The organism is Saccharothrix sp. NBAS 001 (assembly GCF_056640475.1).
In genome coordinates, this window is the sequence record NZ_CM153251.1 from 2,208,996 (window position 1) to 2,211,120 (window position 2,125).

1 protein-coding gene is annotated in these 2,125 nt (G+C 74.1%); it reads left to right on the forward strand.

Annotated features, from left to right (window positions below; all coding sequences use genetic code 11):
* Positions 1-43: 43 nt before the first annotated feature.
* Positions 44-2,023, forward strand: a complete 1,980-nt coding sequence (locus tag AC0HI0_RS09440) for a multicopper oxidase family protein (RefSeq protein WP_480931908.1) — start codon at positions 44-46, stop codon at positions 2,021-2,023.
* Positions 2,024-2,125 lie beyond the last annotated feature (102 nt).

Sequence of the window (2,125 nt, forward strand, 5' to 3'; positions counted from 1 at the left end):
CGACCGACTGGGGCCCGACCGACTGGGGCCCGACCGGCGGACCGTGCTGCGCGGGGCCGCCGCGACCGGGATGCTGGCCGTGGGCGTCGGCACGGCGGCCACCCCCGCGTTCGTGCTGCTCGACTCCGCCGCCGACGAGCAGGTCGCCGCCGGGCCGCGCGGTCTGGCCGCGCTCTACCGCAGCGGCCCGCGCGCCCAGGGCGACCGGGTCGTGGCGGCGGCGGCGCGCGCGCCCGGCCCCGCCCGGCCCGGTCGCGGCACGGTCACCGAGCTGGAGCCGTTCCGCGACCCGCTGCCCGTGCCGCGCACCCTGCGCGGGTCCACTGTGGACGGTGTGCGGCAGTTGACCGTCCGGATGAGGCCCGGCACGGTGCGCCTGCACTCGCAGCTGCCGCCGACCCGGATCTGGGGCTACGACGGGACGTTCCCCGGCCCGGTGATCGAGGCCCGGCGCGGCCGGCCGCTGCGGATCACCTGGACCAACGAGCTGACCGGCCCGTACCCGCTGCCCGTGGTCGAGGTCCCGTTCGACGAGAACGCCTCGCCCTACCAGTGGGACGTGCCCGGACGCGAGGGCGTCGCGCCGCGCGCGGACGTCGCCGCCCTGCCCGGCTGGACCTCGGTGCACCTGCACGGCCAGTTCAGCGACGGGATCGCGGACGGCTGGGCGGAGGACGCGGTGCTCGCCGGCCACAGCCAGCTCGTGGAGTACCGCAACGACCAGCCCGCCACCGCGCTCTGGTACCACGACCACGCCATGCACATCACCCGCTGGAACGTGATGTCCGGCCTGCTCGGCGTGTACCTGCTGCGCGACGACGAGGAGCAGGCGCTGCGGCTGCCGTCCGGCGACCGCGAGATCCCGCTGATCATCTGCGACCGCAACCTGGACACCGACGGCCAGGAGCGGCTCACCGGCGCGATGCTGCACAAGACGACCGTGATGCGCGACCAGCCCTACCGGCAGGTCCGCTCGTTCGCCGGGCCCTACACCCTGGTCAACGGCGTCATCTGGCCGCACCGCGAGGTCGAGCCCGACTGGTACCGGTTCCGGTTCGCCAACGCCTCGAACACCCGGCCCTACCGGGTGCGGCTGGTGGACGAGAAGGGCGAGCCGCTGCCCGCCGGCACGATCTTCCAGATCGGCACCGACGGCGGCCTGCTCGACGCGCCGGTCGACGTGCGCGACGGGTTCGGGCTCTCCGCCTCCGAGCGGGCCGACGTGCTGATCGACTTCTCCAAGCTGGCCGGGCGGAAGGTGTTGCTGCGCAACGTGGACTACGACCCGGGGCCGTGGCCGGACTTCCTCCGGTTCCACGTGTCCCGGCACGGCGGGCGCTCCGGGTTCCGGCTGCCCGCCAAGCTCGCGAAGTCGTTCACCCGGGTCACCGGGGCCGAACGGGTGTCCGCCGAGCGGATGGTGCTGCTGACCCCGGTCGGCGTCTCGCACTCGCGGCAGTGGGAGATGCGCAAGGTCGACGCGCCGCCCGGACCGCTGCCGATCGACGGGATCGTGCAGATCCGCGAGGCGGACGGGGCGGTGACCACCTGGCAGCGCACCGCCTACCGGTGGACCGACCCGGCGGGGTTCGTGGTCGCCCCGGACAGCTGGGAGCGCTGGCGGTTCGTCAACCTCGACTGGTCGGGCTGGCCGCACCCCACGCACATCCACGTGTGCGCGTTCCAGGTGGTGCGGCGCGGGTTCTACAACGTCGACGGCTTCGAGTTCTTCGACCTGCCCGGCGGCGGCATCGGCGGTGGCACCCGCACCCCGGTGTTCTTCGACAGAGCCGAGCCGGTCGCCCCGGCGCAGCAGGGCTGGAAGGACGTGGTCGACGTGGCGGCGGGCGAGTCGGTCGACGTGGTCGCCCGGTTCGCCAAGGTCACCGGCAAGTTCGTCTACCACTGCCACATGCTGGAGCACGAGGACATGACGATGATGCGCCCGTTCCTCGTGCAGCCCGACCAGGTCACCGCGATCGCGGCGGCGATGGAGCACGACCTGCCGCACGGCGGCCACTGAAAGACCGTTCGCGGGCCCCGGGTCCGGGGTCCGCGAACGCCGGGGGCGGCGCGCGGGGAGCGCGCCGTCACGACCACCAGCCAGTCGGGGAGAGGAACAGCC